The 23,249-nt window shown below is 70.2% G+C and carries 21 protein-coding genes and 2 pseudogenes; 7 read left to right on the top strand and 16 right to left on the bottom strand.

The window, feature by feature from the left end; translation table 11 throughout:
• Window positions 1-12: 12 nt before the first annotated feature.
• From OG758_RS03690 to OG758_RS03675, 4 genes are all read right to left on the bottom strand, one after another.
• Window positions 13-876 (bottom strand): LLM class flavin-dependent oxidoreductase, encoded by an 864-nt coding sequence (locus OG758_RS03690; protein ID WP_326708588.1) that lies wholly within the window; start codon window positions 874-876, stop codon window positions 13-15.
• Between the two features lie 226 nt (window positions 877-1,102).
• Window positions 1,103-1,897: an amino acid ABC transporter ATP-binding protein gene (locus tag OG758_RS03685; protein WP_326708587.1), complete on the bottom strand. Its 795-nt coding sequence runs from the start codon at window positions 1,895-1,897 to the stop codon at window positions 1,103-1,105.
• Window positions 1,898-1,954: 57 nt separating this feature from the next.
• A complete protein-coding gene (locus OG758_RS03680) occupies window positions 1,955-2,719 on the bottom strand; it encodes an amino acid ABC transporter permease (protein ID WP_406384937.1) in 765 nt (254 codons plus the stop codon).
• Window positions 2,720-2,802: 83 nt separating this feature from the next.
• Window positions 2,803-3,651: an ABC transporter substrate-binding protein gene (locus OG758_RS03675; protein ID WP_382747597.1), complete on the bottom strand. Its 849-nt coding sequence runs from the start codon at window positions 3,649-3,651 to the stop codon at window positions 2,803-2,805.
• Between the two features lie 369 nt (window positions 3,652-4,020).
• On the opposite strand from OG758_RS03675, the pseudogene OG758_RS03670 reads away from it, so the two are divergent.
• The 4 genes and pseudogenes from OG758_RS03670 to OG758_RS03655 form a co-directional block, all read left to right on the top strand.
• A pseudogene (locus tag OG758_RS03670) lies at window positions 4,021-4,776 on the top strand (phosphodiester glycosidase family protein); the annotation flags it as partial.
• Between the two features lie 20 nt (window positions 4,777-4,796).
• A complete protein-coding gene (locus tag OG758_RS03665; protein ID WP_326708584.1) occupies window positions 4,797-5,783 on the top strand; it encodes an alpha/beta hydrolase in 987 nt (328 codons plus the stop codon).
• A gap of 65 nt (window positions 5,784-5,848) precedes the next feature.
• Window positions 5,849-7,390, top strand: coding sequence for an MFS transporter (locus OG758_RS03660; RefSeq protein ID WP_326708583.1), 1,542 nt, complete (start codon window positions 5,849-5,851; stop codon window positions 7,388-7,390).
• A complete protein-coding gene (locus OG758_RS03655) occupies window positions 7,387-7,962 on the top strand; it encodes a TetR/AcrR family transcriptional regulator (RefSeq protein ID WP_326708582.1) in 576 nt (191 codons plus the stop codon). Before OG758_RS03660 ends, OG758_RS03655 begins: the two co-directional genes overlap by 4 nt.
• Window positions 7,963-7,983: 21 nt before the next feature.
• On the opposite strand, the gene OG758_RS03650 is transcribed toward OG758_RS03655, so the two are convergent.
• The 3 genes from OG758_RS03650 to OG758_RS03640 all read right to left on the bottom strand — a co-directional run bounded on the left by OG758_RS03650 (window position 7,984) and on the right by OG758_RS03640 (window position 10,900).
• Complete coding sequence (locus OG758_RS03650) at window positions 7,984-9,237, bottom strand: amidohydrolase (protein WP_326708581.1); 1,254 nt, start codon at window positions 9,235-9,237, stop codon at window positions 7,984-7,986.
• Window positions 9,238-9,385: 148 nt separating this feature from the next.
• On the bottom strand, window positions 9,386-10,033 hold the full coding sequence (locus OG758_RS03645; RefSeq protein ID WP_326708580.1) for an FMN-binding negative transcriptional regulator: 648 nt from the start codon (window positions 10,031-10,033) through the stop codon (window positions 9,386-9,388).
• Window positions 10,034-10,063: 30 nt separating this feature from the next.
• Window positions 10,064-10,900 carry an EamA family transporter gene (locus OG758_RS03640; RefSeq protein WP_326708579.1) on the bottom strand — a complete coding sequence of 279 codons (837 nt, stop codon included), beginning with the start codon at window positions 10,898-10,900 and terminating at the stop codon, window positions 10,064-10,066.
• Window positions 10,901-11,019: 119 nt separating this feature from the next.
• On the opposite strand from OG758_RS03640, the gene OG758_RS03635 reads away from it, so the two are divergent.
• On the top strand, window positions 11,020-11,604 hold the full coding sequence (locus tag OG758_RS03635; RefSeq protein WP_326708578.1) for a helix-turn-helix domain-containing protein: 585 nt from the start codon (window positions 11,020-11,022) through the stop codon (window positions 11,602-11,604).
• A gap of 16 nt (window positions 11,605-11,620) precedes the next feature.
• Here the strand turns inward: OG758_RS03635 and OG758_RS03630 are convergent, their stop codons facing one another.
• Window positions 11,621-12,043 (bottom strand): hypothetical protein, encoded by a 423-nt coding sequence (locus OG758_RS03630; RefSeq protein ID WP_326708577.1) that lies wholly within the window; start codon window positions 12,041-12,043, stop codon window positions 11,621-11,623.
• A 127-nt stretch (window positions 12,044-12,170) separates the two neighbouring features.
• Window positions 12,171-13,490, bottom strand: coding sequence for an RNA-guided endonuclease InsQ/TnpB family protein (locus OG758_RS03625; protein WP_326708576.1), 1,320 nt, complete (start codon window positions 13,488-13,490; stop codon window positions 12,171-12,173).
• A 26-nt stretch (window positions 13,491-13,516) separates the two neighbouring features.
• Between OG758_RS03625 and tnpA the strand changes: the two are divergent.
• A pseudogene (gene tnpA / locus OG758_RS03620) lies at window positions 13,517-13,948 on the top strand (IS200/IS605 family transposase).
• 92 nt (window positions 13,949-14,040) lie between these two features.
• On the opposite strand, the gene OG758_RS03615 reads toward tnpA, so the two are convergent.
• The 5 genes from OG758_RS03615 to OG758_RS03595 form a co-directional block, all read right to left on the bottom strand.
• Window positions 14,041-14,868, bottom strand: a complete 828-nt coding sequence (locus OG758_RS03615; RefSeq protein ID WP_326708575.1) for a carbohydrate ABC transporter permease — start codon at window positions 14,866-14,868, stop codon at window positions 14,041-14,043.
• Window positions 14,865-16,199: an ABC transporter substrate-binding protein gene (locus OG758_RS03610; protein ID WP_326708574.1), complete on the bottom strand. Its 1,335-nt coding sequence runs from the start codon at window positions 16,197-16,199 to the stop codon at window positions 14,865-14,867. The genes OG758_RS03615 and OG758_RS03610 overlap by 4 nt, the downstream gene beginning before the upstream one ends.
• 73 nt (window positions 16,200-16,272) lie before the next feature.
• Complete coding sequence (locus OG758_RS03605) at window positions 16,273-16,998, bottom strand: cupin domain-containing protein (protein WP_382060785.1); 726 nt, start codon at window positions 16,996-16,998, stop codon at window positions 16,273-16,275.
• Window positions 16,995-17,918 carry a PmoA family protein gene (locus tag OG758_RS03600; protein ID WP_326708572.1) on the bottom strand — a complete coding sequence of 308 codons (924 nt, stop codon included), beginning with the start codon at window positions 17,916-17,918 and terminating at the stop codon, window positions 16,995-16,997. The genes OG758_RS03605 and OG758_RS03600 overlap by 4 nt, the downstream gene beginning before the upstream one ends.
• Complete coding sequence (locus tag OG758_RS03595) at window positions 17,915-19,063, bottom strand: Gfo/Idh/MocA family protein (RefSeq protein WP_326708571.1); 1,149 nt, start codon at window positions 19,061-19,063, stop codon at window positions 17,915-17,917. Before OG758_RS03595 ends, OG758_RS03600 begins: the two co-directional genes overlap by 4 nt.
• Window positions 19,064-19,243: 180 nt before the next feature.
• Between OG758_RS03595 and OG758_RS03590 the strand changes: the two genes are divergently transcribed.
• Window positions 19,244-20,290 (top strand): LacI family DNA-binding transcriptional regulator, encoded by a 1,047-nt coding sequence (locus OG758_RS03590; protein WP_326708570.1) that lies wholly within the window; start codon window positions 19,244-19,246, stop codon window positions 20,288-20,290.
• An 89-nt stretch (window positions 20,291-20,379) separates the two neighbouring features.
• On the opposite strand, the gene OG758_RS03585 is transcribed toward OG758_RS03590, so the two are convergent.
• Both OG758_RS03585 and OG758_RS03580 read right to left on the bottom strand, forming a co-directional pair.
• Window positions 20,380-22,254 (bottom strand): DUF2264 domain-containing protein, encoded by a 1,875-nt coding sequence (locus OG758_RS03585; RefSeq protein ID WP_326708569.1) that lies wholly within the window; start codon window positions 22,252-22,254, stop codon window positions 20,380-20,382.
• Window positions 22,251-23,231 (bottom strand): hydroxyacid dehydrogenase, encoded by a 981-nt coding sequence (locus tag OG758_RS03580; protein ID WP_326715787.1) that lies wholly within the window; start codon window positions 23,229-23,231, stop codon window positions 22,251-22,253. Before OG758_RS03580 ends, OG758_RS03585 begins: the two co-directional genes overlap by 4 nt.
• Window positions 23,232-23,249 lie beyond the last annotated feature (18 nt).

Raw genomic sequence — 23,249 nt, 5'->3', positions numbered from 1 at the left:
GACAGCGCTTCGCTAGAGCTCCGGCGGCCCGGCCTCGATTCGGCGGAGAACCGGGGGCAGGCGATCCAGGTCCGGGCCCGTCTGGACCTGTCGTTCGTCCCACCAAGTGGCGCCGGCGTCCTGCAGGGGGCCAATCACGTCCTTGGCTTTGGCCGCGTCCGGGGGCGTGGCGCCGCCGAGTACGAACTCGAAGGGGCGGGCGTCGCCATGCGTACGCTGATTGCGTACGTAGGCGATGAGCTCCTGTACCTCCCCCACCTCCGGCACATGCCCATGCCGGGCGGTCTCGAACAGCGGCACCGCGCCGTCCCACCGCGCTGCCCGCCGCATGGGTGCACGGCGCGGCCAGAACCCTCCGATCCACACCGGGGGACGGGGCTGCTGCACGGTGGCGGGCAGCAGCGCCACGTCCCGGACCTCGTAGTGCCGGCCGTCGTGGCTCACCCGTTCGCCGGACCACATGCGCCCCAACAGGTCCAGTCCCTCGTCCAGCCGCTCGGCGAGGACGCGCGGCTCGACGGCGTCGCCGAAGCTGCGGTACTCGTCCTCGACCGGACCGCCCAGCCCCGCGGCAAAGATCACCCTGCCGCCGCTCAGCTGGTCCAAGGTGGCCACCTGGCGGGCGAGTTGCTGCGGCCGGTAACGGGGGACAGGCGTCAGCAGGGTGCCCAATCGGATCCGCGAGGTAGCCAGCGCGGCAGCGGTCAGCAGCATCCAGGGGTCCCCGAAGGGGCGCCCCTGGTGCTGTCGGTGCAGAACGTGATCCCACACGAAGAGCCCGTCCCAGCCCGCCTGTTCAGCGGCGGCCGCTACGGTGGCGACGTTACGCGGGTCGGCGAAGTCGCCGAAATTCGGGATGTTGATGGAGAAGCGCATCCCAGCAGGATGCGCAGCAGCCTGGGAAGGCGCAATCGGATTCGCGTCCTGGCAGCTCAGTACCGGACGCTGCGGCGCCGTCGCCATGGGTGCACCTGCGCACCGTTCCAAGGCGTCGACGGATCGTGAGCGCTTCGCCGGGCGGCGGTCAGGGGCGGATGCCGACCGCCTTCCCGGCCGTCGTCGGCCGGGAAGGCGGTCCGGGGCCGGGAAGTGTCACATCCCGTCAGGGCTTCGTGACGGTGTCCGCCGGTCGCAGGACCCGGGCCAGGAACTCGCGGGTGCGGGGGTGTTGGGGGTTGCTGAGGACCTCGCCAGGGGTGCCCTGTTCGACGATGACGCCGTCGTCCATGAAGACGACACGGTCAGCCACTTCGCGGGCGAAACCCATCTCGTGGGTCACGACCATCATCGTCATCCCGTCGTCCGCGAGGCCGCGCATGACGGCGAGGACGTCTCCGACCAGTTCGGGGTCGAGTGCACTGGTGGGTTCGTCGAACAGCATCAGCTCGGGGCCCATCGACAGGGCGCGGGCGATGGCCACCCGTTGCTGCTGGCCGCCCGACAGCTGAGCGGGGTAGCTGTCCTCCTTGTCCGCGAGTCCGACGCGGACCAGGTTCTGCCGGGCCACCTGGACCGCCTCGGCCTTGTCACGGCCCAGCACCCGGCGCTGAGCGATCGTCAGGTTGTCCAGCACGCTCAAGTGCGCGAAGAGGTTGAACTGTTGGAAGACCATGCCGATCCGGCGACGTAGCCGGTCGATGTCCACATCCGGGTCGGTGATGTCGGTTCCGGCGATGAGGACGTGGCCCTGGGTGGGCTCTTCGAGGAGGTTGGTGCAGCGCAGCAACGTCGACTTGCCCGACCCGGAAGGGCCGATGACGCACACCACTTCGCCCGTGTCGACGGCGAAGTCGATGCCTCGCAGGACCTGAAGGTCACCGAAGGACTTGTGGAGCGCGCGGATCTCGATCGCCCGTGCCGGCGTGGGCGTGTCGGCCGTGGTGGTGGCATTCGTCATGCCCGTCCCCTTGTGTTCTCTCATACTGCCGGAGGGCTCGCTGGCGGCGCTCATCGTTCACCGCGCCTTCGCATGGCCCGCCTCCAGGCGGCGCACCACGTAGCCCAGCGGGACGGTGATCAGGAGGTAGCAGAGACCGGCCACGAAGATGGGAGTGGTGTTGGCGGTCTCGCTGGCCAAGTCCCGTCCGAACTTGGTGAGTTCACGTGTCTGCAGGGAGACGCCGAGGAACAGCACCAGTGAGGAGTCCTTGAAGAGAAGGACCAGTTCGTTGGTGAGTGGCGGCACGATGATTCGGAAGGCCTGGGGAATGACGATCGACCACATGGCCCTCGCGTGGGACATGCCCAGCGTTCGGGCGGCCTCCATCTGACCGCGGGGCACGGCCTGGATGCCGGCCCTGATGGTCTCCGCCATGTACGCGGCGGCAACGAGACCGAGGGCCACGGCGACCTGCCCGTACGCGCCACCAGGGATGGCGAGGCCGGGGAACGCCAGGGGGACGCCGACCCCGATGAAGATGAAGATCAGCAGGGCGGGCAGTCCGCGGAACACCTCGATGTAGAAAGAGGCGAGCCACCGATATGGGGCCACGGAGGAGAGTCGCATGAGGGCGACGATCAGCCCGAGCACGAGGCCCACGCCGAATCCCGACAGGGTGTACGCCACTGTGTTGGTCAGCGCCACCGTCAGCAGGTCCGGGAACATCCGCTGGGCCACGGAGAGTTCGAGGAACTGCTGCTGCAACTGGTGCCAGTCGGCCAGGACGGCGACGGCGATCACCGCGGCGGCCAGGACGATGTACTGCGCACCTCGGAGCATGCTGCGCCGCCGGCGCGGGGAGAGGCGGGGGCGCGGGGCCGCCTGGGCCGGGGCCTTCGCGGCGACGGGCGTGTGCGAGGAGGTCACTGGGACACGGCCTCCGCGGGCATCGGGCCGATCCACTTCTCGTACAGCTTCTTGTACGTGCCGTCCTGCTTGGCCTTCTTGATGGCCTTGTCGATGGCGGCGAGGAGCTTGGGGTTGCCCCCCTTGCGCACGGCGAAGCCGTACTTCTCGCCCGTCTGGACCGTGCCGGTGACGGTGAACTTCGCTGCGTTGGCAGGGTCCTTGAGCCACTCCTGGACCACCGGGTAGTCCTGAATGACGACGTCCACCTGGCCGGTCCGGAGTCCGTTCAGCTCGGCGTCCGAGCTCTCGAACGACTTGGAGTCGATGCCGGCGGCGTGCGCGGTGTCCTCGCCGGTGGTGGCCGACTGCGATCCCAGCTTGATCTTGCCGCTCTTGATGTCGCCCAGCGACTTCGCCTTGACGCCCTTACGGGACAGCAGGGCCTGGTTGGCGTCGAAGTAAGGGGTCGAGAAGGCGAGGTGCTGCTTGCGCTCGGGAGTGATCGTCATGCCCGCGGCAGCGACGTCGCAGACCCCCGCGTTGAGGTCCGCACCCGTCTTGATCGTCTCGAAGGACTTGTCCACGATCTGCTGCTTCAGGCCGAGGTCGTCGGCGACCAGATCGATCAGGTCGACGTCGAAGCCGACGATCTTCTTGCCCTTCTCCGACTGGAACGGGGCATACGGGAGATGCGTACACGTCGTCAACTGGCCGGATTTGACCAGCTTCACGCCGCCGGCCGTCGTGGTGGCCTGTTCCTTGCTGCAGGCGGTGGCCGACAGGGTGAGCGCGGCGGCGAGCACGAGCGGGGTGGAGCGGCGGACGAGTCTTCCGTGAGTGCTCACTGGACTTCCCTTGGGCATGGAGAAATGCAACTTTCCCTGGGCAGGGGGAAGTTGACCTGGAATGGGACGGGCACCGACGGGTGCCCGCGCAGCCGTGACCACGGGCCACTGGGGGCGGGCCCGAACGGAGCTCCGACTGCGGTGGGCACACCCTGCATCAGCGCGAACACGAAAGTCCAGGGCTGTCACCAGCCACTCCGGAAGCCTTCACATTTTCGATCTTGAGTGGCGTGGTCATGCGCGGGAGGCCGTCATCGACCGGTCGCACGGTCGCCGGCCGGCTCGCACGCAGAGATGGCGTGCACATGTCTTGACGAGTGGTCTCGACCACAAGCACCGTTACAGGCGAGCCGTTCTTCGTCCTGTGGGGGGCACGTGAACAGCAGACTGTTCGGTGCGGGCGCCGTATTGTCCGTCCTCGCCGTCGTGGGCGGCATGGCGGTTCCCGCCTCGTCGGCGCCGACCCCGAGGCCGGCCCGCGCGTTGCCTCTCGGTCCCGCCGACCCGGCCTTCACACCGGAGTTCGGTGGGCGGACTCCGAGCGGTGCAGGAATCGAGGCCGTACTCGACCGCCACGGGCAGGTACTTGAAGTGCGCTCGCCGCGTGGCGGATCGCTGCCGGAGGGCGGCAGCTCCGTGCAGGCGACCGGACGCTACGTTTCCCGGATGACCGAACTGACACGGAATGGACGCCAGTTGCGGATGCAGGCCGCGTTGAAGGACTCGCACGGCCGCACCGTCTCCCCCTCACCGAGCACCAGCATCCTCAACGGCGGCCCCGAGCTCGTCCGGGACGGCCGTACACACGTCACCGTGGCCACCGACGGCATGGTCCAGCCCGGCAACCCCAGCTTCTATTACGGCTGGGTGCACAAGCGCAATCCGCGCACGCTGGCCGGAGCCGACGCCGCGGGACGAACCGTCCTCGTCACAGCCGACGGACGCAGCACCGGCGCGCTCGGACTCGGCATCCCGGAGAGCGCCGCGGTCGCGAAGGCGCTGGGCCTGCGCGACGCGATCAACCTCGACGGCGGCGGTTCCACCACCATGGTCGTCGGCGGCGGCGTGATCAACGCCCCGTCCGACGCGACCGGCGAACGCCCGGTCGGAGACGCCCTGCTGGTCCTCCCCGGCCGAAGATGACCCCACTGACAGGAGCCGCCATGACCGCCGCCACCATCCGCCGCGCCAGATGCCTCCTGCTCGTCCTGGCCGTGCTGCTGCTCACCCTGACGCCGAACGCACCGTCCGTGGCCGCCGAAGCCCGCGGTGCCGAGGTCGTCGCCGTCACCCAGGTCGCCGACCGTCAGGTGGATCTGTCCGTACGCTCCCCAGCTCTCGGCGGCCGGACCGTCAACGTCCGACTGCTCACGCCCGATGGCTGGAACCCGGACGACCGCGGCCGGCACTGGCCGACCCTGTGGCTGCTGCACGGCTGCTGCGGCGACTACACGTCGTGGACGAGCCGGACCGACGTCGCACGCATCGACAGCCTGCGCGACGTCCTCGTGGTGATGCCGGAGGCCGGCTGGAACGGCTGGTACACCGACTGGTGGAACAACGGGAACGGTGGTGACCCTGCCTGGGAGACGTTTCACACCAAGGAGTTGCGCCGACTCCTCGAACGCGACTGGGGAGCGGGCCCGCGTCGCGTGGTCGCCGGACTGTCCATGGGAGGGCAGGGCGCGCTGATGTACGCGGCCCGGCACCCCGGCATGTTCAAGGCGGCAGCGGCGTACTCCGGATCAGTGCACCCGTTGCTGAACGACGAGTCGGTGAGCCGCATCATGGGGTTCTTCGCGGGGCAGGGCGACGATCCGCGCCGGGTCTGGGGCGACCCCGTGGCGCAGCGGGATGTGTGGGCGGCCCATGACCCGTACTACCTGGCCAAGCGCCTCAGGCCGATCCCCGTGTACCTGTCGTGCGGCGACGGCACCGCCGGCCCTCTGGACCCGCCGGGTGCCACGAACGCGCTCGAAGCGGACTTCGACCGGCAGAACCACGCCCTGGCGGGCGCACTCGAAAGGGCGGGTGCCCGGCACGTGACGACCAACTTCTACGGGCCGGGGACCCACAGCTGGCCGTACTGGCAACGAGAGCTGCACGCCTCGCTGCCGATGCTGTTGGGGGCGTTGCGGGTCACGAACTGACGTGACGCGCGGCCGCCCTCCAGGCAGAGGCGGACGGAGCGGGTCCCGAACCGTGTCATCATTCAATGACATCGCCTGATGACAAGAACGGTACCCCTCCCTTGCAGCCCTCCATACCGGCGTCCGCGCGCACCTCTGCCGTATCGGCGCCCGTCCTTCGCCACCCACGGGCTCTCGTGCCCGTCCTCGTCTCGCTCGGCATGCTCGTCGCCGTGGTCAGCAGCCTCGGCGCACCGCTCATCCCGACCATCGCGGCCGAGGACCACGTCGCGGTCTCCACCGCACAGTGGGCGCTGACGGTGACGATGCTGGTGGGAGCCATCGCCACACCGGTCATGGGGCGTCTCGGCGACGGCCCGTACCGCAAGAACGTGATCCTCACCGGGCTCGCCGTGGTCCTGGCGGGCAGTCTCCTGGCGGCCCTGCCCCTCGGGCTCACCTGCCTCCTCGTGGGCCGGGCGCTGCAGGGCGTCGGCATGGGCCTCGTCCCGCTCGCCATCGCCACCGCCCGCGACGCGCTGCCTCCGGAGCGGGCACGGTCGGCGGTCGCGACCCTCTCCCTGACCACCGCCGCGGGCATCGGCCTCGGCTATCCGATCACCGGCCTGTTCGCCCAGTACCTCGGCATGTACGCCGGATTCTGGTTCGCGGCCGCCACGGCAGCCGCCGCGCTCACCGCCACCGTGATCGTCGTGCCCGCGGCGCCGAAGCGCCCCACCGTCCCGATGGACTTCCCCGGCGCGCTGCTGCTCGCCGGTGGCATGGCGGCCCTGCTGGTGACGCTGGCCGAGGGGGAGCGATGGGGCTGGGGATCCGCCCCGCTGCTCGCGCTCGCCGTCGCGGCCGTCGTCCTGCTCGCCGGGTGGGTCCTGCACTCGATGCACTCCACGCATCCGCTGGTGCGGGTACGGCTCATCAAGGATCGCGGCGTACTCGTCGCCAACCTGACCACGATGGTCGGCGGCGTGGGCACCTACCTGCTGATCGCCCTGGTCACCCGCTACGTCCAGACGCCCGAGTCCGCCGGATACGGGTTCGGCTCGTCCATCGTCGTCACCGGTCTGCTGCTCGTGCCGTTCTCCGCGGCCAGCCTCGTCACCGGCCGCCTGGTGCGGATGCTCGGCGCGGCGGCGACCCCCGCCCGCATGCTGCCGCTGGGCTGTCTGCTCTCCCTCGCGGGCCTGGTCTGCTTCCTGTTCGCCCGCTCCAGCCTGTGGGGCATCGGCACGATGATGGCGCTCGCCGGACTCGGTGTGGGCGTCACCTTCGCGGTCACACCCGGCCTGATCGTCGGCGGGGTGCCCGCACAGGAGACGGGCAGCGCGATGAGTTTCAATCAGGTCATGAAGTACATCGGGTACTCGACCGGCAGCGCGCTGAGCGCGGTCATCCTCCAGGCCGCCACTGGTCCGGGCGCGGCACTGCCGAGCAACGACGGATATCGAACCGCGGGCCTCGCCGGCTGCGCCGCCTTCGCGATCACCGGCACTCTCGCCGTCGTACTCACTCGCACGGGCACCCGGCTGCGGCCGTCCGTGGTCGCGGCGGGGCACGTCGCTCCGGTCGCCACGGGTGAGCGGGCGCGCCCCGAGCCGAGCCGCCCGTGAGCGGCGCGGACGCCGGCCCGCGCCGGAACTCCGCCCGCACCCGCGAAGCGCTGCTGCGGGCGGCGACCGAACTCTTCTCGGAGCGTGGCTACGACCGCACCACCATCCGCGAGATCGGTGAGCGGGCCGGGGTGGACCCGGCCCTGATCGCACGCTACTTCGGCAGCAAGCCCCTGCTGTACGTGGAGGTGCTGCGCGCCGAACACGGTGACGCCGCGCCGGACGACCTGCTCACCGAGCCCCGCCTGCGGGAGGTCGCCGAACGTGCGGAGCGGCGCGGTCCTGTCCCGTTGCTGAGGGTCGCCGTCCAGCCGTTGAGTGATGGGGCCGCGCAGGACGCCACCCGCGCGGCGCTGCGGTCCCGGCTCGTGGATCCGCTGCGCGCACGTTTCGCCCGGGAGGGCAGGGACCGGCCGGGGCTGCGGGCCGACGTGCTGGTGGCGGCGGTCGCCGGGGTGTTGCTCGCCCGCCATTCCGGGGCGTTCGAGGACCTGGCCGACGCGGAGGTGGACGAGGTCGTCGACGTGCTGCTGGAGACGCTGGGTGGCGATGGGCCCGCCGGCGATCGGTGAACGCCGGCGGGACCACCGGGTTCACGAATCCGCGAGCCAGGTGAGTGCGGCCACGACGAGTGCTTCCACGCCCGTGCTCAGGGTGGGCTCGACGACTGGGGCGAAGTGGGGCGAGTGGTTGCTCGGCAGCTCGTCCAGCCGGTCCTCCTGGAGCGCGACGAGAACCGTTTCGGTATCCAGGCCGCCCCAGAACCAGAAGACGGTCGGCACGTCGAGCACCTCGCCGAAAACGCCCACGTCCTCGCTCGCGTTCACCTGAGGCATCGGCATGATCCGCTGCTGCCCGAAGTGCTCCGCGAACGCGGCGACCGTGGCCTGTGTCGCCTCCGGATCGCTCACCAGCGCCGGCGCGGAGCCGGTCCAGGCGAACTCCGGCGGCTCCGCGGCGCCACTCGCCTGCGACTCCGCTGCGGCGATGCGCTCGATGGCGTTGCGCACCTTGTCGCGGATCGCCGGGGTGAAGGCGCGGACGTTGATCCCCAACTCGGCCTTGTCGGGGATGATGTTGTCCTTTGTGCCCGCCTGCAGGCGACCCACGGTCACCACGGCGGTCTCCGCCGGAGGCACCTCCCGCGCGACGATTCCCTGCAACCGCGTGACCACGTTGGCCGCCATGAGCACCGGGTCGACGGACGCCTCGGGCCGGGATCCGTGGGCGCCGCGACCGTGCAGGGTGAGGTCGAGGGAGTCCGCGGCAGCCATCACCGGGCCCGTGCCGTAGCCGATGACCCCTGCGGGCAGTGGCCCGACGTGCTGGCCCAGCACGATCTCGGGCCTGGGGAACCGCTCGAAGAGTCCGTCGTCGACCATCCCGCGTGCGCCGACGGCGAGTTCCTCAGCCGGCTGGAACACCACCAGCAGTGTGCCGCGCCACTCGTCACGCGACCGCGCGAGCAGCATGGCGGCACCGGTCAGGCAGGCGGCGTGCATGTCGTGACCGCAGGCGTGCATCACCGGTACGTCGCGGCCCTCGTGGTCCACGCCTCGCACCTGGCTGGCGTAGGGAAGTCCGGTCTTCTCCTCCACCGGCAGCGCGTCGAAGTCCGCGCGGAGCATGACCACCGGCCCCTCGCCGTTGCGCAGTACCCCGACCACGCCGGTGACGCCGATTCCCTCGGCCACCTCGTCGAAGCCCGCCTCGCGCAGGCGCTTCGCCAGAAGACCGGCGGTGCGTGTCTCCTGGAGCGAGAGCTCGGGATTTCGGTGCAGATCCTTGTAGAAGGCGGCGAGTTCATCGCGGATCTCCGGCAGTTGCGCGGTCACCGTCTTCGACATGGCTACCTGACCTCTCTGAGTACCGATGTGCGTACCGTAACTCCGCACGCCAGGGACGCGTGCCGCCCCCTGGCAGGTAGCGCTGACCGCCGTACGTCCAATGGGGGGCGTGCTGGGTCTGTGTGACCTGAGGAACGCGTCCGCCCTGTCAGGGCTTCCAGTCACCCATGCGGTCCAGGCGGCGGAGCTGCTGGCGGGCGGTGGGTACGTCGAGGGCCTCGCCCCGCGCGGTGAGGCGGTCCGCGACCGTGGTGCGGTGCTCGGCGGGCTTGTGGTCGTCGTACTTGAACTTGGCGACCACATCGATGACGTCCAGGCGCAGCCCGCGGATGCCGGGCAGCATGCGGCCGTACGGAGGCTGGTCCACCAGTACGGGGGCGTGGTCGCCGTCCGGCTGGAAGTGGGCGAGCTGGCGGCGCAGGAGTTCGGCCTTGTCCTCGGGGGAGTCGACGATGTGGGCGTGGCAGGTGAACTGAACGGCCGCGTAGTAGCTGGTGGGGACGCCGTCGGTGGGTGTCGTGTCCGGCTTGGCGCGCCAGGGTCCGGGGATGAAGGCGTAGTCCCCGATGACGGTGAACGTGACGTTCGGGTCGTGCTCGATCGCCGTCCAGACCGGGTTGGGGCGGGCGAAGTGGATCAGGAGCTGGTTGTCGTCGCCGGTGAAGTGGGTGGGGACGACCATGGGGGCCCGGCCGGGAAGGCCGTTGACGCCGAGCTGGCCGAAGTCGTGGCCGTCAGCGATCCACGCCTGCCATTCGCCCTCGTCCAGTGCGGCGTCCCAGGGTTGGATGAACACGCTCTTCTCCTTGCGGGGTGGTGGGCCGGTTCAGGTGAGGGCGAGGAGGCTGACGGCGACGGCCGCGGTGCCCAGGCCCACGAGCTGGCCGCGGTGGATGCGTTCGGCGAGCACACTACGGGCGAGCAGCACCGTGCCGACCGGGTAGAGGGCCGTGATCACGGCGACGACGGTGAGGTCTCCGCTGCGGACGGCGATGAGGAACAGCAGGTTCGCCACCGAGTCCAGCACGCCCGCCGCGGCCGACATCGCGTAGGCGGGCTTCTCGCTGCCGAGCCTGCGGCGCACGGCCCCGGCCGCGGTCAGGGTGACCGCTGTCGAGACCGCCCTGCCGACGATAAGTGGTGCCACGCCGCTGTCCGCCGGCGCCTGGTGCAGGAAGACCAGCTGGAGGGCGATCGCGGAGCCCGCACCGAACGCCAGCAGAAGCGCCGTGCGTGACGGACGCGACGAGCCCGCGCCGTGCCCGGCGCTGACCAGCACGACGGCGATGAGCGCGAGCGGCAGGCCGAGCAGCCCGGCCGTGCCCAGCCGCTCGCCCTGCATCAGACCCACGCTGACAGGCAGCGCGGCGGACACCAGCGCGGTGACCGGGGACAGCACGTTCATCGGGCCGATGGCCAGGGTCTTGTAGAGCAGCGCGAACGCCACCGCCGAGGCGACACCGGAGGCGGCACCCCAGCCAACGGCGCCCGGGCTGAACGACGCGCCGAGCACGGGCCACAGCATCAGCTCGACCGCGAGGCTGGCCGGGGCGGCGACCATCACGGTGCGCAGCACGTGGGCCTTTCGGGCACCGAGGCCGCCGAGGAAGTCGGCGCAGCCATAGGCGAGTGAGCTGCCCAGAGCCAGCAGCAGAGCGATCACGGGTACATCCCTTAGTCTTTCAGTGGAACGACTAAACCGTACAGCGGACCGACCGTGCTGTGTCAACCAACCGACCGGACGGTGCATTGCAGTGGTCCACCGGCGAGGATGGTGATCGGATGGCCGAGAACGTGGAAGCCCTGCGCACGCTCGCGCACAACGTCAGGGCGGCCCGTACCCGAGCGGGCCTGTCCCTGGACGAGCTAGGCCGGCGCGCCAAGGTCAGCAAGGGGGCCCTGGTCGGGCTGGAGAAGGCTCAGGGCAACCCGAACTTCGCCACGCTGGTCCGGCTCGCCGACACCCTCGGCGTCTCGGTGTCCGCCCTGATGGAGGGACCGGCCGAAGGGCGGGTCCGCGTCGTGACCGCCGGCGCCGTGATGCCGCTGTGGACGGGGGAGCGGGGCAGTGAGGCCCGGCTCATGCTGACGACCTCGGGCCCCGCCCCGGTCGAGGTCTGGCGCTGGCAGCTGGCACCCGGCGACGCATACCCCAGCCACCCCCACCAGGCCGGAGTCGTCGAAACCGTCAGTGTCACCGTGGGAAAGATGATCCTCGAGGTCGATGGCACCGAGCACCCTGTCGAAGCCGGACAGACAGCCACCTTCGACGGCAACGCCCCCCACACCTACCGCGGTTCCGGCGCGGAGACCTGCCACCTCATCATGACCGTCCACCTGCCGCCCGGCCCCACGGGCACCGTCTGACGACCGGTGACTCGACTTACGACGCGCCTCGGCGCAGGGTGCGGGTCCGTGTGAGGATCTCGCGCAACTCCCTTACCGGGAGCTTCGGTTGACGGTCCGCCGAGAACAGGCCATTGATCTCCTGCTCCGTGTCGGTGAACTGGGTGAAGCAGAAACCGGCGAGCCCGGAGTCCACCGCGGCCTCCACCAACCCGGCCACCCGCTCGGCGAAGTCCTCCTTCGTGCTCACGGTGTCGTAGCCGAACCACTCGGCGCCCTCGGCCGGTTCGAAGGTGGCCCCGCCGAACTCACTCAGCACGACAGGCTGCCCCTGGTGGCGCACGCCGTCCAGAACGAGCCGCTTGGCACCCGGCCACCGCTCGACGATCTCGCCCTGCCGCAACGACGAGTGCCCGTAACGCTCGCGCAGTACCAGCGCGTCCTGCGTGTAGTCGTGCACACCCCAGATGTCGGCGGCGGAGATCTCCCAACCGTCGTTGGAGACGGACGGGCGTGACGGGTCGAGGGCTTTGGTCAGGTGTTGAAGTGCTCTCCTCCCTTCGCAGGCTCAGGAAGGAGATTCCTGCTTACCTTGCGGCAGCGGGCTTGACGCCACGGGTGCGCCTGACGACTGCCCTCCCGGCAGCCGGGATCGTCACGAGGCCGATCCGGTACAGGTGCAAGACGTTCCGGGCCGCGTTCCAGTCGGCATTCGCCGACCATCCGCAGTCCGGGTTCTTGCATACGAACGTGGCCTGGTCTTCGCGGCTGCCGGGCGTGATGAATCCGCACGCGGAGCAGCGCAGGGAGGTGTTCGGGGCGGGGACCTTGACCAGGGTTCCGCCGTTTCGGGCGGTTTTGTACGTCAGCAATGTCACGGTGCGGCCCCACGCCTCTTGGCTGATGGAACGGTTCAGGCCGGACTTCTGCGCGACGTTCTTCCCCGGGCTCTCGATGGTTCCCTTGGCGGACTTGACCATGTTCGTGATCTGCAACCGCTCCACCACGACCGTGCCGTACTGCTTGGCGATGGCGGTGGTGGTCTTGTGCTGCCAGTCGGTTGCTCGGCGCGTGGCTCTTGCGCGGAGCTGCTTGATCTGGTCGTAGGTGGCGTGCAGCCGGTTGGAGCTGCGCTCTTTCGGCTTGCGGAAGCTCTTGCGGTGCGCGGCGCGCTGTTCCAGGCGGAGCAGTTTGGCCTTCTCATCCGGGTTCAGCCACTTGTCCCGGTCGGCGGTGCCGTCCGGGAGTCGGGGCGGCCGGTCGTGGTCCTGATGGTTGCCGTCGGACAGCGCAAGCGGCAGGTTCACCCCGGCGTCGATACCGACCTCGGGACCCTGGTGGGGCTCCGGCTTGGACTCAAGGGTCTGGATACGGAAGGCGATGTGCCATCCGAGCCCGTCTTTGACCAGCCGTGCCCCGGTGATCCGGTTCTCCTTGTCGGCGAGCTTGCCGACGGGGAGATCCCTGGTCCAGCGGAACCGGACACGGCCCACCTTGGGGATGTTGACCATGCCCCACCGTCGGTGTACTCGCTTGATCTGCAAGTCCCGGCCCTGCGGGATGTCCACCGACAATGCCGTGCGGAAGCGGGCCTTGAAGTTCGGCTCGTCCGCACGCCCGTCCCAGCAGTTCCGCCACGCCTGGAAGTACGTCTTGAGTACCGCCTGCGCGGCCTGCGCGGGCAGCACCGCGTACCAGTCGATCTCCTTGCGGGCCTGCCGCAACGCCTGATCCATGCGCGTCAGAGCGCGCTGACACTTCGGCGTCATCTGCCACAGGTCGTGGAGCTGATTCCACATCGCGCGTGCCGCGTGCGCCTGGTCATCCATGAGCCGGACCTGTGCGGGCGTCAGCGCCAGCCGGGCGCGGTGCCCGAACTGCCGCTTCTCCCACACGAGTTCACCCATGACCATCACCCTACTACAGTTGGCTTATGTCACCACGATGGAACCCAAATCCTGACGTACGCACCGGCCGTCACGTCGTCTATAACCTTCACGTCCACTTGGTATTCGTCACCAAGTATCGGCGCAAGGCATTCACCGACGCCATGCTGACGCGCACCGAGGAGATCATGCGCGACGTCTGCACCGACTTCGAGGCCGAACTCAAGCAGTTCAACGGCGAGCAGGACCATGTGCATCTGCTCGTGCACTATCCGCCCAAGGTCCAGCTCTCCAAACTGGTCAACTCCCTCAAGGGCGTCAGCTCCCGCAGGCTTCGCCAGGAATACGACAGCCACGTCCGCCGCTACCTGTAGGGCGGACACTTCTGGTCCGGCTCCTACTTCGCCGGATCCTGCGGCGGCGCACCGCTGACCGTCGTCAAGCAGTACATCGAAAACCAGCAGCGCCCCACCGGCTGAGGACAACACTGCGGACCCGTGCGAACGTGCGGCTCAGAGCAGCCCTGAGATGGCCTTCACCCCCGCCGTAAACGGCGGAGCACTGGCCAAGATCAAAGGTAGAGCGTGTAGAACATGGTCGAGTCGGCGGGGCCGCCCTTGCCGCCGCTGATGACGAAGGCCGGCGTGAAGACCTGGAAGGAGTTGATGATCTCCAGCACCAGGTTGAAGAAGACGACCGGCGACAGCATCGGCACGGTGATGGAGACGAACTGCCGCCATCGGCCCGCGCCGTCGAGCGCCGCGGCCTCGTAGAGATCGGGCGAGATCTGCTGAAGGCCTGCCAAGAAGATCACCATGGGCGCCCCGAACTGCCACACCGTCAGCAGGACGACGACGTACACCGCGAGGTCGGGGTTGCCCACCCAGCCGCCGGCGTGAATGCCGACCGAGTCCAGAATGCCGGACACCGTGCCGCCGTCGTTGAACAGCGCGCGCCACACCAGGGCGATGGACATGCTCGCCCCGAGCAGGGAGGGCGCGTAGAACGCGGAGCGGTAGAAGGCCCGGCCGCGGTTGAGATTCTTGAGCAGCATCGCCACAGCGAGGGCGAGGCCCAGTTTCAGCGGGACCGCGACGACGACGTACAGCATCGTGGTGCCGACCGACCGCCAGTAGCGGGGGTCGTCGGTGAGCATCTCGGTGTAGTTGCGCAGGCCCACCCAGTGCGGCGGGTCGAACAGGTTGTAGTCCGTGAAGGACAGGTACAGGGAGACGGCCATCGGCACGAGGGTCAGGACGAGCGCGCCGATCATCCACGGGGTGAGGAACACGTAGGCGGGCCACTGCCGTTCACGCACCTGGCGGCGCCGCCGGGTCGGCGGCTTCCGGTCCGTGGTGGGTGCGGGGCGCGCGGGCGCCCTGGTCGACACAGTGCTCATGACCTCAGCTCCCGGTTGGCCTCGTCGATGAGTTCGCGTGCCGCCTGGCGTGGTGTGGCCAGGCTGTACATCACGCGCTGGTATTCGCGGATGAACGCGGTCTGGACCGCGACATCGCCCCGTGGCGGTGCGGTGGGCGGGGCGTCCAGGCCGTACCTCTCCATGGTCTGCGCGTACTCGTAGATCTCCCGCTCGGGGCCCTTGAGTGTCTTGGCGACGCGGGCGGCGATCTTCCGGTTGGGGGGAGTGGAGCGGGAGAAGGCGAGGATGTCGCCGACCCTTTGGTCGTTGAGGAGGAAGTCGACCAACTGGGCTGCTTCCTTGGGGTGTTCGCTGTGCGCTCCGATGCCGATGAGCATGCTCGGCTTGAAGTACGCGCCCTGGTGGCCGTCCGTCGTGGGGACCGGTGCGAAGTGGACGGAGTCGCCGAGCAGGACCGGGTAGCTGGGGAACGGCGCGTCCCAGGTGAAGTCGGCGGCGGCGAGGCCCCGGCCTATCGGGCTTGTCTCGGTGCTGTTGGCCTGCACGGTGTCCCTGGCCTGGGCGATGGTGCCTTCCCTGCGGAGCCGGTCGCAGAACGTCCAGAACGCGGTGAGGTCGTCCTCGGTGAACCCGAGTTCGGTCTGGCTCGCGTAGAGCTTCCCGCCGCGGCTGCGCAGCCAGGTCTCGAACACGTCCTCGTTGCCCCCGCCGTCGTTGGCACCTGTGTAGGGGCGGCCGTCGGGGGACTTCAGTCCCAGCGCGGCGATCCTTTTGTTGGCCTTCTCCCAGTCCTGCCAGGTCCAACTGGGCTTCGGCGTCGGGATGTCGGCCTTCTTGTACACGGCGGCGTCATAGGCGTAGCCGGTGATGCCGCGGCCCATGGGAAGGGCGAACTGCCCGCCCTTGTACGTGCCGGTGCGCAGGAAGTCCCTGCTCATCTCGGACGTCCGGATCGTCTTGTCCTTCATGGCGTCGTCCACTGACATCAGTGCGCCCCCGCCCGCGTACTGCGACACCTGCCGGTAGTCGAGCTGGGCCACGTCGGGCATGCCTCCGCCGGCGGCCTGCGTGGCCAGCTTCTGCAGGTAGGCGCCGAAGTCCCCGCTCGATGTGCGGACGGTGACGCCGGGGTGTTCCTTCTCGAAGAGCCGCATCGCCTGCTCGGTGCGCGCGGCACGGTCGTCGTTGCCCCACCAGGAGAACGTGAGGGTGACGCCGCTGGATGTACTGCCGCTCGCGGTGGAGCAGGCGGAGAGCGTGGAGGTCAGCGCGGTACTGAGGCCGACGGCGGCCGCGGCCAGGACGGCCCGGCGGGGGAGTGGGCGCCGGCCGCTTCGGGGCTCGGGCATGGGGGCCTTCCAGAGGACGGTGCGTGGATGGAGGGGGGAGGGGGAGAGGCAGGGGCGGCTCCGGGGCCGGTTGTCAGATGCCGGGGTAGATGTCGAGCCGGCCGCACATGCCGAAGCGTCCGCGGGCGGTGGGCCCGGTCGCTGTCACTCTGGCTCGGTCGAGGTGTCCGGCGTCTTTCGCGCGCAGGGAGTCGAGTTGGGTCCCGGTCGCCGCCGCCGCGGCGTGGGCGCCGTCCTTCCAGTGCTGCTCCCATGCGTCGAGGCGCGGGCGGATCAGCTCGGCGGCGGCCCGCTGGAACGCGGCCAGCGGTGCCGGATCGCCGGCCTCGGTGGCTTCGCGCAGTTCCAGGAACCGGCGGGTCGCCAGATCGCGCCGGGCGCGTGCGGCCTTCACCTGTTCGGCCTCGGGGGCGTCGGCGGGGATACGGACCGCGGTCGCGTAGGTCTCGGCGTCGGTGAGGAGGTTCTGGGGGAGGGTGAGCACCGCGTCGCCCGCCTCGGGCAGGCCGCTGTTCTGCATCACGACGGTGATCTGGAGGCCGCCGTCGTTGGTGAGGCGATGGATCGTGCCGGGCGTGAACCAGGCCACGGTGCCGGGCTCCAGAGGTGTCTCCTCATAGCCGGACGTGGTCAGGGTCTGCACCGTGCCCCGGCCGGCCGTCACCACGTATCCCTCGCTGCATGTGAGGTGCAGGTGAGGGGTGCCGCCGCCGGTCCGGCCGTCGACCGTGGGCCAGTCGTAGACGGTCAGCCGGGACACACCCACCGCCGCCGGGAAGCCGTCGTACGTCGCGTTCACCACGCGTGTCCCCGCAGGTGCGCGGCGACCTGCTCGCGGTCCCAGGCGCCGTCGGCGACGGTCACGCGGTAGCTTCGGGTGAGTGTGTCGCCGGGGGCGAGGACGAGTTCCTCGTGGAAGGCCCAGGACGGCGCGACCGCGGCGAACGGGTCGCTGCGCACGAACCAGTGCGCCGGGTGGGTCCCCTTGTCGCCCGCGTGGTCGTTGGCGGGGGCGTGCTCGAAGACGACCGTGGCGTGGCCGTCGCGCCCGTCGTGCTCGCCTACGTATGCCAGCCAGGGTGCTTGACTGCCCATCAGGTCGGCGCCGTCCGCTTCGGCGGTGAAGACCCGGCCGTCGCGGAAGGCCCGCGGTCCGCGCCAGAACAGGCCGGTGTATCCGGCGGCCGGGCGGCCGTGGGTGGTGGGGCTGCCGAACCGCAGCGGCTCGTCGCGCCGGTTGGTGACGGCCGAGGTCCAGGTCAGCGTCCAGCTGCCGGTGTCCGCGTCCACGTCGCGCACCTCGATGCGGCGTTCCTCGTCCGCCCACAGCTCCTTGTCGTGCGGGTGCCAGGTCAGGCGCTCGGCGATGACGGCGCGGCCGTCCGCGGCGGAGACCTCCTCGAAGGCGACATGGGCCATCGAGCCGACCTTCTCGGGCAGGGCGAGGTAGCCGTCGCCGTGCACGTAGGTGTTGCCGCCCCACAGGTTCTGGCCCGACAGGTGGGAGGCCGTCAGCTGCAGTCCCTTGTGCCACCGGTGGTCGTTGGGCCGGTAGTCGGTGACGATCGCGCCGGACAGGGTGCGGATCGGGTGCAGATACGGCTTGGGGGCCTCCCACGCGGCTTCGGGCCGGTACACGTAGGCGAACAGCTCGGTGCCGGTGGCCGCGTGGGCGACGGTGATGCGGTCGCCGTGGGCATGGGTCAGTGCGAGCGTCATGCGTGGTCCTCTTCCTGGTGGGGGTCGGCCGGTGCCCAGCCCGGGGCGTCGCCGTGCAGGGCTGTGTAGTAGGGGTCGCCGGGGCCTATGTCACCGGCGCGGACGGGCGCGTCGGTGAACGCGGACTTGTACAGAGCGGTGATGAACTCGAGCGTCTGACGTCCGCCCGCGCCGCTGGTGGCGTGGCGTCGTCCGGCCTTGATGTCGGCGACGAGCGCCCGTAGCTGGGCGAGGTGCGAGCTGGGCTCGTCCTCGCCGAAGTCGTGCCAGCCGGCCACGGTCTGCTCGGGGACGCCGGGAGCGGGCGTGATGCGCCAGTCGGCGTTGCGGTAGCCGTACAGGTGCGTCAGCTCGATGGTCGCGAGCTCGCAGTCGATACGGATGCGGCTGACCTCATCGGGGCTGAGCACGCTGTTGACGACCGTGCCGACGGCGCCGTCGGCGAACCGGATCTGGGCGGTGGACACGTCCTCGGTCTCCACGTCGTGCACGAGGCGGGCCGCCATGCCGCGCACCTCGGTCCACGGCCCCATCAGATCGAGCAGTAGATCCGTCTGATGGATGCCGTGCCCCATGGCCGGGCCGCCGCCCTCGGTCGCCCAACGGCCACGCCACGGTACGGAGTAGTAGGCGGTGTCCCGGTACCAGGTGGTCTGGCAGTGCGCGACCAGCGGGCGGCCGAACGCGCCCTCGCGCAGGAGGCGGCGCACGTGCCGGGCGCCGGAACCGAAGCGGTGCTGGAAGACGATCGACGCGTACGGGTCCCCGTCACCTCCCTTCTCCTCCGCCTCCACGGCGTCGTAGTCGGCCAGCGATGGGCACGGCGGCTTCTCGCACCACACCCAGGCACCTGCTCGCAGGGCCGCGACGGACTGTTCGCGGTGCAGGGCGGGAGGGGTGCACAACACCACGAGGTCGGGGCGTACTTCGGCGAGCATCGCGTCGAGATCCGTGGACGCGTACGGGATCCGGAACGTGTCGGCGAACGCGCGGACCGCGGTGTCGTCCACGTCGACCACGGCCACGACGTCCGTCTCCCCTTCCGCGGCCAGCGTGCGCAGGGCCGGCAGATGGCTGGACCGGGCGATACCCCCTGCGCCGACGACGGCCGCGCGCAGCGGACGGTGGGGACGATCTGGAGACATGGGGACCCTCTCGAGAGGCGGACGGCAAGCGCTTGCCGTGAGGTGGTTCCAACGTTGTAACCGCCGTGTGTCCGCAGGGTCAACCCTTCGTCGGGAAAGAGTTCTTGGCGGCGGGAACGCTGGTGAGTCGTGCTCACAGGTGCATAATCTGGAGGGACTTCGAGTACGGGGGGCTGATCGGTGGCAGCAGTGACACTCAAGGACGTGGCGCAGCTCGCGGGGGTGTCGATCAAGACCGTGTCCAACGTTGTACGAGGCGCTCCGAAGGTGTCAGAGACGACGCGGACACGCGTGATGCGCGCAGTGGCGGAACTCGGCTACCGGCCCAATCCGTCGGCGCGAAGACTGAGGACCGGGCGCAGCGGTCTCATCGCGCTGGCCGTCCCGGACCTTGCGACGCCCTACTTCGCGGAGCTCGCACACCACGTGAGAACAGAGGCCGCGGCGCTGGGATTCACCGTCCTGATCGAGGAGACGCTGGGGGACGCCAAGGAGGAGCTGCGCCTGGCGACCGGTGTCGGAGCGTCGTTGCTGGACGGCGTGATCCTGTCGCCGCTGCACGTTTCGTCCGACGAACTTGCGTCTGTCGCCGACGAGTTCCCACTCGTGCTGCTCGGCGAGCGCAGTTACGAACGCGATCGCGTCGTCGCCGACCATGTCCTGATCGACAACGTCGCCGCCGCTCGCGAGGCCACCGCTCATCTGGCCGGCCTCGGCCGCACCAGGATCGCCGCCATCGGCGTCGACCGACCGGCGTCCGCGACCAGCCGCCAGCGTCTGGAAGGATTCCAACTCGCCCTGCATGAGGCCGGGTTGACATACGACCCGAGGCTTTCGCCGCAGGTGACAGAGTTCGACCGCAGCAACGGACTCCTGGCGATGCGCACCCTGATCGGCCTGCCGGCGGATGTGCGGCCCGACGCGGTCTTCTGCTTCAGCGACCTGCTGGCGATCGGAGCCCGACGGGCCGCGTTCGAAGCGGGCTTCCACATTCCCGGGGACATCGCCTTGGCGGGCGTCGACGGATCTGAGGAAGCCCGCTACAGCACGCCCTCCCTCACGTCGGTGGTTCCCGACAAGGCCGCGATCGCCTCCCTGGCCGTGAAGTGTCTGGCGACCCGCATCCGCGCGGACGAGGCCCCGCCTTTCGAGGTGCACATGGCCCCCTACTGGCTGGAGGTGCGGGAGTCCACGAGCGGTGAGCGGCAGCAGCCGGCCACCCCCTGAAGGTGCCGCCTGCGGCCCGCACGTGCGGGCCGCAGGCGGCTGGGCAAGGATGGGAGACAGCGCACAAACCGCCGGCTCAGGAACGGGCGTCACCCATGGGTGACGCGCACCGGCTCAAAGGCCACGACGGTCTGCGGGCCGTCGGCCCACCGCACCCGCAACTCCCTCTCGTGGACGATTACTTCGGACACCGCGTCGGCGAGTGACGCACTCGGCTCGTCGGCGCTCAACGACGCCAGCGCCACGAACACCGCCGTTCCCTCGGCCGTGCCCGAGAGCCGCGGCACCCGCACCCACGGCTCGTAAGCCGTGCCCTGCGGTGCCCGCACCTCGTCCCGCTCGCCCCATCCGTACAGGCCGTGCAGTTGCGAGCTCAAGGCGTCAGAGGCCCATCCGGTGAGCCTGACCCCCGCTCCGTGCGGTGCCCCCACGACCCGGTGCACCCGCAGCTCGTACCGGCCCCGGGCCACGGTCACGCTCTCCACCCGCAGCCCCGGCACCATCGGCGCGCCCGACGCGAACACCGGCAGGTGCGAGGACGCGGCCCAGCCCCACCCGTCGCCCTGCCCCGCGCCCAGCGGGCGGAGGCGGCGCCGCACGCTCGCGACGCCTGCGATCACGACCGACAGATGGTTGTCGGCGACGTTCGTGCGGGACGTCGGGCCTGTGTGTGTCGAGTACGCCTGACGGCCGTAGAGCGGGTCCTCCTGAGCGGCCGACTCCGCTTCCTGCGGGCGGACATGGTCGCTGCCGTGGTTGTGGAGCCGTACGATCCCGTCGGCCTGGGTCGACTGGACGAGCAGCCCCGGCGCGGGCAGCGCGAGCACCCGGTCCGGGCCCTCGCTCGGCGCGGGCTCCTCGGTCGCCGTCCACAGCGGGTCGTCCTCCGGCGCGAGCAGCGACACGAACCCCTTCGACGCCCAGTACGGGGACGCCGGCCCCGAGTAGGTCTGCAGCGTCGCGTCGTGCGGGCCGTGCCAGCCCAGGCTCAGCAGCCCGTCGTCCGTCACTCCGCCCCGGTCGAGGAAGTAGCGCAGGTTCCCGCTGATGAGACGGCGTGACGTGCCGGGCGTCAGCGGGGTGTGGCCGGTGACGGCGCCGATGCCGACCGCCGCCGACGCCGCGAACCGGTACGTCAGCGAACGCCCGAAGTGGATCGGCGCCCCGTCGGCGCCGAAGAGCAGGGAATACCCCTCCAGGTGCTCGCGCAGCCGCGGTCCGAAGCGGGCCGACAGTGCGGTGTCGCCGGACAGGTGCGCGTGCAGCAGCGGGTACAGGTGCAGCGCCCACCCGTTGTAGTGGTCGAAGGCCCGTCCGTCGCCGTCCGCGTACCAGCCGTCGCCCCGGTACCACGTCTCCATCAGTCCAAGTGCCCGTTCCATGGCGCGCGTCGTGGCCTCGTCGCCACGGCCGACCGACTCCAGGAACGACGCCACGGTGAACGGGAACAGATACCAGTTGTTGGGCGCGGGCGTGTGGTCGATCGCCCCGCGCAGCCAGGTCTCCGCCCGGTCCTGCACGTCGCTGTCGAGCTGGTCCCACAGCCACGGCCGGGTCAGCGACAGACCGAGCGCCACGGACGCCGACTCGACCATCGGCTGGCCCTGCACATGGTGGTCGAGGATCAGCGGCCATGACTCGGTGTCGTCCCGGCCGGGCGTCCGCGTGCCCGCCGTCAGGCCCTGCGCGTACCGCTCCAGCCAGCCGTGCGGGTCCTTTCCGCCGGCGCCCGCGACCCGGAAGCCCGCCGCCAGGAACGTACGGGCGAAGCCTTCGAGGCCGTCCGAGCGGACCCCGGACCCGGAGGGGCGGCCCGGCAGGTCGAGCAGGGCGCCCCCGGGTGTCGCCCAGCGCCACGCGGCACCGAGCAGCCCGTCGGCGACGGCCTCCCAGTGCACGCGCGTGTACCCGGTGATCGGGCTCAACTCACGGTTCTCTTGGGGCATTTCGAACGGGATGGTCATGCGAGGAACGCCAGCCTTTCGCGTCGTACGGGATGGGCGAAGCCGTCGCCCGCGGCCCACCGGGCCACCTCGCCGACGGCAGTGTCGGCGAGGCGTTCCCACTCGTTGCCCTGGGAACCCGCGAGGTGGGGGGTGATGAGTGCGTTCGGGCAGTCCCACAACGGGTGGGTCGCGGGCAGGACCTCGGGGTCCGTCACGTCGAGGACCGCGCCGATGAGGCCCGCGCGCACCACGTCGGTGAGCGCGTCCTGGTCGACGACGGCGCCGCGCGAGGTGTTGATGAGAGTGGCCCCCGATCGCATGGAGCCGAGCAGCTCCCGGCTCACGAGGCCGCGCGTGGCCGGCAGCAGCGGCGTGTGTACGCTCAACAGGTCGCTGCGCGCGAAGAGGTCGGACAGCTCCACCCACTCGACGCCCAGTTCGGCGGCCTCCGCCTCGCTGATGTACGGGTCGTGCAGCAGCACCTCGAAGTCGAAGGGCCGCAGCAGCTCGATCACCCGGCGGCCGATCAGCGACGCGGACAGCAGGCCCACCGTGCGACGGTAGTTGCCCACCTCCTGCGTGGTCAGCAGCCAGTTGTCGCGCTCTCGGGTCCGCCGGAAGTCGCGGGCCCGTTCCAGGACGTTCTTTCCGTGCAGCAGGATCATCGCGAGGGTGTACTCCGCGACCGGCAGCGCGTTGGCCGCGGCCGCCGACGACACCTCTACGCCCCGTTCCCAGCAGGCATCGGAGACATGCCCCCGCACCGAACCGGCCGCGTGCACCACGGCCTTGAGGTGTGGAGCCGCGGCCAGTACGTCCGCGTCGAGCCGCGGACAGCCCCAGCCGGTGACCAGAACCTCGGTGTCGGCGAGGACCTTCCTGGCCCGTACGGTCGTCAGGTCGTCCAGGACGGGCAGCGGCGCCAGGTCGCACACCTCCGCGAGCGCGGCCACGGACCGCGGCGTGAAGACGGCCGCCGCGGCCTGGGGGGACATGGCCAACGCCACGCGGGG

Origin of the sequence: Streptomyces sp. NBC_01474 (genome assembly GCF_035918215.1) — a bacterium.
GTDB lineage: Bacteria > Actinomycetota > Actinomycetes > Streptomycetales > Streptomycetaceae > Streptomyces > Streptomyces aureus.
The sequence above is the reverse complement of the archived record's forward strand: the minus strand, read 5'-3'. Positions and strand labels throughout refer to the sequence as shown.